This window comes from Dietzia sp. SYD-A1 (assembly GCF_015356725.1).
Classification (GTDB): Bacteria; Actinomycetota; Actinomycetes; order Mycobacteriales; family Mycobacteriaceae; genus Dietzia.
Genome location: NZ_JADDKI010000111.1, coordinates 1 through 6,003, shown reverse-complemented (window position 1 = coordinate 6,003; position 6,003 = coordinate 1). Strand labels below are relative to the sequence as shown.

At 70.8% G+C, this 6,003-nt stretch carries 7 protein-coding genes and 1 pseudogene; 1 reads left to right on the top strand and 7 read right to left on the bottom strand.

Annotation, left to right across the window (positions count from 1 at the left end):
• The 4 genes from IY392_RS05290 to groES form a co-directional block, all read right to left on the bottom strand.
• The coding region (locus tag IY392_RS05290; protein ID WP_228549056.1) for an anti-sigma-D factor RsdA at window positions 1–679 on the bottom strand (679 nt) is incomplete at its 3' end.
• Window positions 676–1,257 carry a sigma-70 family RNA polymerase sigma factor gene (locus IY392_RS05285; protein ID WP_107755868.1) on the bottom strand — a complete coding sequence of 194 codons (582 nt, stop codon included), beginning with the start codon at window positions 1,255–1,257 and terminating at the stop codon, window positions 676–678. The genes IY392_RS05285 and IY392_RS05290, both read right to left, overlap by 4 nt.
• A gap of 267 nt (window positions 1,258–1,524) precedes the next feature.
• A complete protein-coding gene (gene groL, locus IY392_RS05280) occupies window positions 1,525–3,147 on the bottom strand; it encodes a chaperonin GroEL (protein ID WP_107755867.1) in 1,623 nt (540 codons plus the stop codon).
• 143 nt (window positions 3,148–3,290) lie between these two features.
• Window positions 3,291–3,578 carry a co-chaperone GroES gene (gene groES, locus IY392_RS05275; RefSeq protein WP_017837219.1) on the bottom strand — a complete coding sequence of 96 codons (288 nt, stop codon included), beginning with the start codon at window positions 3,576–3,578 and terminating at the stop codon, window positions 3,291–3,293.
• 269 nt (window positions 3,579–3,847) lie between these two features.
• Here groES and IY392_RS05270 point away from each other — a divergent pair, with 269 nt between their 5' ends.
• Complete coding sequence (locus IY392_RS05270) at window positions 3,848–4,219, top strand: DUF4190 domain-containing protein (protein WP_159077983.1); 372 nt, start codon at window positions 3,848–3,850, stop codon at window positions 4,217–4,219.
• 38 nt (window positions 4,220–4,257) lie between these two features.
• Here IY392_RS05270 and tsaD read toward each other — a convergent pair whose 3' ends face one another.
• The 3 genes and pseudogenes from tsaD to IY392_RS19115 form a co-directional block, all read right to left on the bottom strand.
• A complete protein-coding gene (tsaD, locus tag IY392_RS05265) occupies window positions 4,258–5,295 on the bottom strand; it encodes a tRNA (adenosine(37)-N6)-threonylcarbamoyltransferase complex transferase subunit TsaD (RefSeq protein WP_107755865.1) in 1,038 nt (345 codons plus the stop codon).
• Complete coding sequence (rimI, locus tag IY392_RS05260) at window positions 5,292–5,816, bottom strand: ribosomal protein S18-alanine N-acetyltransferase (RefSeq protein ID WP_370446328.1); 525 nt, start codon at window positions 5,814–5,816, stop codon at window positions 5,292–5,294. Before rimI ends, tsaD begins: the two co-directional genes overlap by 4 nt.
• A pseudogene (locus IY392_RS19115) lies at window positions 5,813–6,003 on the bottom strand (tRNA (adenosine(37)-N6)-threonylcarbamoyltransferase complex dimerization subunit type 1 TsaB); the annotation flags it as partial. The pseudogene IY392_RS19115 and the gene rimI, both read right to left, overlap by 4 nt.

Genomic DNA, 6,003 nt, shown 5'->3' with positions numbered 1-6,003 from the left:
GTTCCGGGGCGGGCGCGGGGGACGGCACCGAGGTCGGCGTGATCCTGCTCAGGTCGCGCCTGATCGCGTCGCGACGCTTCATCAGCTCGACGCGTTCCGAGGCATCCGAGACCTCGTCCAGTCGGCCGGACACCTCGTCGAGGAGACGCTCGGCCCGCTCACGATCCCCTTCGCGAGCCGCCAGATCCGCGGCGGCCAGGTGCTCGGTCAGGTCGCTGACCAGCTCCACCTCGCCGGCACGGTCGGCGAAGATCGTCTTGGACACGCCCCAGAGGGGATCCCCCGGCATGGCACTGTGCGCGGCGACGGACAGGCCACCGACGATCACGGCCGCCACCGCCGCCGCCCCGGTCACCGCCTGCCACAACGCGGGCCGTTGCCCGTGGTGGTGTTCATGGGATCTGGCCCAGCCACGGCGGGGCCAGAGACGGGAGACGTTGGGCGCGAGTGCGACCCCGATCTCCTCATCGCTCGGCAACTCGGGCAGGGGTGCGGAGTCGATCTCCCCCCGCCAGTCGGCGAGCAGCGTCGCGAGGGCATCGCCGTCGGTGGGACGGTCGCCCGCCCCGAGGGTGTCGAGGAGCAGGTCGTCGCGCTCCACCGCCTCTGTGTCCGGACCGTGCCCGTCGAGCGAGGCGGCGTCGTCCCGGGTGCCGGGGTCGACATCGTCGTCGTTCATCGCCATCGCTCCTCTCCGTCCTGCTCGATCCTCGCCCGGAGCTGCTTCATCGCCCGGTGTTGGGCCACGCGTACGGCTCCGGCCGTACTGTCCACGATCTCCGCGGTCTCCTCCGCCGAGAGTCCTACCACCACCCGCAGCCGGATGATCTCCCGCTGCTTCTCCGGCAGGGTGTCCAGGAGTCGACTCATCGCCCTGGTCACCTCGCCGTCGAGGATGTGATCCTCCGGCCCCGTCTCCGTCGAGAGCACCTCCGGCAGGTACTCCACGGGGTCCGACTTGTTCCGTGCGGCGCCCCGGTGCGCGTCCGCGACCTTGTGTGCCGCGATCCCGTACACGAATGCCATGAAGGGACGTCCCTGATCCCGGTACCCGGGCAATGCCGAGAGCACCGCGATCAGCACCTCCTGTGCGACATCGTCAGCAGAAAGGTTGACCCTCTCCGCACCCCCGACGCGAGAGCGGCAGTACCGCACCACCCCGGGACGAACGAGTTCGAGCACCCGGGTGGCCGCGGTGCGGTCTCCTCTGACCGCGGCGGCGACGGCGAGCTCCAACTCGTCTGCTGTACCTGTCATCGAATTAGGGGGGCCTCTCGTTACACGGGTGTGCTACGGGCCACGGCCTTTCTGTCGGGGTGCACGCCGGGCTCGCGGGGTCGGGTCCGGACCGTGGCGGCCGGCGGGGCGTGGGCACAGGATACTTCCACGGCACCTGTGCGGCAGGTCATCCGGTGAGGGCCCAGCGTAACCCCTCGGAGCCGAGCGGGACGACACCCCGGTCGTTCCACGACGACCGGGCCCCGGTCCCGCTGATGCGGGAGCCGGGGCCCGGTGTGGGAGAGGTCAGTGGGAGTGACCGGCGTGCGAGTGCCCGCCGGGCGCCTCCTCCTCGGGCTTGTCCACGATCGCGGTCTCGGTGGTCAGGACCATCCGCGCGACGGAGCAGGCGTTGACGACGGCGGAGTGGGTCACCTTCACCGGGTCGATGACGCCCGCCGAGACCAGGTCACCGTACTCGCCGGTGGCGGCGTTGAAACCGTCCCGCGGCCCGAGGTCGGAAACCTTGCTGACCACGACGGAACCGTCCTCGCCGGCGTTGGCGGCGATCCAGAACAGCGGAGCCGACAGCGCCTTGCGGACCACGTTCACCCCGACGACCTCATCGGGGTCGGAGATGCCTGCCGAGAGACGGGTGAGCGCGGCGGCCGCCTGGACGAGCACGGAACCACCACCGGCGATCACACCCTCCTCGACGGCGGCCTTGGCCGAGTTGACCGCGTCCTCGACACGGAGCTTGCGCTCGGTGAGCTCCGTCTCGGTGGCCGCGCCGACCCGGATCACCGCGACGCCACCGGCGAGCTTGGCGATCCGCTCCTCGAGCTTCTCGCGGTCCCAGTCGGAGTCGGTGGCCTCGGCTTCGCGGCGCAGCTGCGCCACCCGGGCGTCGACGTCGGCCTGGTCGCCGTCACCGTCGACGATGATGGTCTCGTCCTTGGAGACGGTCACACGTCGGGCGTGGCCGAGGACCTCGAGCCCGCAGTCGGACAGCTTCATGCCCAGGTCCGGGCTGACGACCTGCCCCTTGGTGACGATCGCGAGGTCGTCCTGGAAGGCCTTGCGCCGGTCCCCGAAGTAGGGGGCCTTGATCGCGACGACCTTGATGGTCTTGCGGATCGAGTTGACGACAAGCGTCGACAGGGCCTCGCCGTCGACGTCCTCGGCCACCACGAGCAGCGGCTTGCCGGTCTCGGCGACCTTCTCCAGCAGCGGGAGCAGGTCCGGGAGGGAGCTGATCTTCTCGCGGTGCAGGAGGATCAGGACGTCCTCGTAGATGGCCTTCTGCTCGTCGGGATCGGTGACGAAGTAGGGGCTGAGGTAGCCCTTGTCGAAGGCGATGCCCTCGGTCACGGAGACCTCGGTGTGCAGGCCCTGGGACTCCTCGACCGACACGACGCCGTTGACGCCGACGGCGTCCATGGCCTCGGCGACCATGCGACCGACCTCGGGGTCACGCGAGGACACCGTGGCGACCTGCGCCACGCCCTCGGACCCCGACACCGGGGTGGCGGCGGACTTGAGGAACTCCACGACGGCGGCCGAGGCCTTCTCGATGCCCTTGCCCATGGCCATCGGGTTGGACCCGGCGGCCACGTTGCGCAGCCCCTCACGGATGAGCGCCTGGGCGAGCACGGTCGCGGTGGTCGTACCGTCGCCGGCGACGTCGTTGGTCTTGGTGGCGACACTCTTGACCAGCTGGGCGCCGAGGTTCGCGAACGGCTCGGAGAGCTCGATCTCGCGGGCGATGGAGACACCGTCGTTGGTGACGGTCGGACCACCGAACGCCTTGGCCAGCACGACGTGCCGGCCCTTGGGGCCGAGGGTGACCTTGACTGTGTCGGCGAGTTGGTCGACACCGGCGAGCATGCCCTTACGGGCCTCCTCGTCGAACGCTATCAACTTGGACATGGATGGGACTCCTGGAAGGAAGAGGGTGTTCGGGACGGACGGATCGTTCTGCGTGAGACCACGGCGAGACACCGGTGAGACACCTCCGCCCCGGCGGGCCGGACACTGGCCGGCGCCACCGGGGCGGGGGTTACGAGCTCACGTCAGTCGATGACCGCGAGAACGTCGCGCGAGGAGAGGATCAGGTACTCCTTGCCCTCGTACTTGATCTCGGTCCCGCCGTACTTGGAGTAGATGACCTTGTCACCCTCCTTGATGTCCATGGGGATGCGGTCGCCGTCCTCGTCGAAGCGGCCCTTGCCGACCGCGACGACGGTGCCCTCCTGGGGCTTCTCCTTGGCGGTGTCCGGGATGACGAGGCCGGACGCCGTGGTGGTCTCGGCAGCGGTGGCCTCGACGAGAATCTTGTCCTCAAGCGGCTTGATCGCCACGATGGATCCTCCGTGTGTAGATGGCTGGTGTGCTCAGGGGGGCGGGGCTCCGGGTGGCGTCGTCGCGGGTGACGCGGCCGGGTCCATGCCTATTGGCACTCTATATGTGCGAGTGCCAGCACTCAAGTGTCCCGGGTGCACGATCCGACCGAGTTCGCCGAGGGCGAACACCGTACGACACAACACACCAGGTTCCGGACACGGACGTGTGCGCGGCCCCCGCGTACGATCAGCGGGAGGTCCCGCCACCCCGCGAGGAGTCGACGCCCATGTCCCGTACCCCCTCCGGTGACGCGGGCGCGCCCGGTGGACGCGATCCGGGCAACCACGCACGCGATTCCGAGGCCGGCCCTGCCGAGGTCAACGGGACGGCACTCGCCGCGATCGTGGTGGCGGTGGGAAACGTGGTCTTCGGGTCCTTCCTCGGACTCTTCGTGCCCCTGCTGCCCCCGGTCTTCGCCCTGGTGTCGGTGGTACTCGGCCATCTCGCCCTGGCGAGGATCCGTCGGACCGGTCAGGCCGGGCGCGGTCTCGCCCTCACTGCCCTCGCGGTGGGATACCTGTGGCTGTTCGTGATCGCCCTGCTGATCTCCGGCATGATGATGCTCACCGGGTACGGCTTCGCGCTACTCGGCTTCTGACCCGCGCGACTCCCCGTTCCCTCCGGGCGCGGGACTCCTCACCCCACCTGCGTCACCCCGACCGTGAGCCCGGGATCCGCGGCGACGGTCAGGGAACTGGGCTCGGCGCCGGCGGCGAGGAGTGCTGACGCCACCGCGACGACCATCGCGCCGTTGTCCGTGCACAACCGCGGCCGGGGTACCCGCAGGCGGATGCCGGCCGCCGCGCACCTCTGCGCCGCCAGTTCGCGAAGCCGGGAGTTCGCCGCCACACCGCCGCCGACGAGCAGGGTCCCCACGCCCAGGTCGGTGCAGGCCCGCACCGCCTTCATGGTGAGCACGTCCGCCACCGCCTCCTGGAAGGACGCGGCGACGTCGGCCACCTCGAGCTGGGACCCGTCACGCTCGGCGGCCTCGATCCGACGCGCGACCGAGGTCTTGAGACCGGAGAAGGAGAAGTCGTGGCGGGCGTCCCGGGGTCCGGTCATGCCGCGCGGGAACGGTATGGCCGCGCCGTCCCCGGACGCCGCGAGACGATCGATCACCGGCCCGCCCGGGTATCCCAACCCCAGCAGCCTCGCGACCTTGTCGTAGGCCTCCCCCGCCGCGTCGTCCACCGTCGACCCGAGCTCGACCACCGGTTCGGTGAGGGACCGCACGTGCAGCAGTTGGGTGTGCCCACCGGAGACCAGCAGCGCCACGCACTCCTCGAGTGGTCCACCGTCGAACCCGGCCACGGCGACGTGTCCCACCAGGTGGTTGACCGCGTAGAACGGCGTGCCCCACGCGGCGGCGTAGGCCTTGGCCGCCGCGGATCCCACCAACAGGGCACCGGACAGTCCGGGGCCGATGGTCGCGGCAACGGCGTCGGGACGGTCCACCCCCGCCTCGGCGAGCGCCGCGCGCACGGTGGGCACGAGTGCCTCGAGGTGCGCGCGGGAGGCGATCTCGGGTACCACCCCACCGAACCGCGCGTGCTCGGACATCGACGAGGCCACCACGTCGGAGAGCAGTTCCGCGCGCCCGTCGTCGTGGATTCGCGCGATCGCCACACCCGTCTCGTCACACGAGCTCTCGATCCCCAGTACGGTCCTCACGGGTTGCCACCCCCTCGCTCGTCGGGTCCGCCGCGCGCCGGACGCACCATCAGGTACGCGTCGGCCATGCTCGGACGGTAATACCGGGGCCGCAGCCCCACCACCTCGAAGCCGTGGGCCTCGTAGAGCGTGCGGGCCGGGACGTTGTCGGTGCGCACGTCCAGGAGGACGGGAGCCGCCTCGGCATCCGCCACGTCGAGCAGCAGGCGCAGCAGGGTACGTCCGATCCCCCGGCCCCGATAGGCGGGATCGACGCCGATGGTGTGGACCTCGAACTCCCGGTCCCCCTCCCGCCCGAGCGCCGCCAGCACGGCGTAACCGACCACCACGTCCTCGGTACGGGCGGCGAGACAGGTGGTGTGCCCGGCACCGATCTCGGACAGGAACGCCGCGGCCGACCACGGTCCGTCACCGCGAAAGAGCACGCGCTCGAGGTCCGCGCATCGCATCGCGTCGCCCGCGACCAACTGGTCGTAGACGACGTCGTCCACGTCGGTCTTCTCCGGTACCCGGCCGCTCACCCCCGTGGCCCTCCGGGTTCGGTGCCCCGCAGGGCGGGCGACGGTTCCACCCGGCGGGGCGGTACGGCATCCGGACGGCGCAGGTAGAGAGGCTCGAGAGGGGCGGGGGCCACTCCGTTGAGGAGGTCCGCGGCGGCGGCCGTGACGAGCCCGGCCGGGTCCGGTGACACCAGCCGGTCCGGCGCGC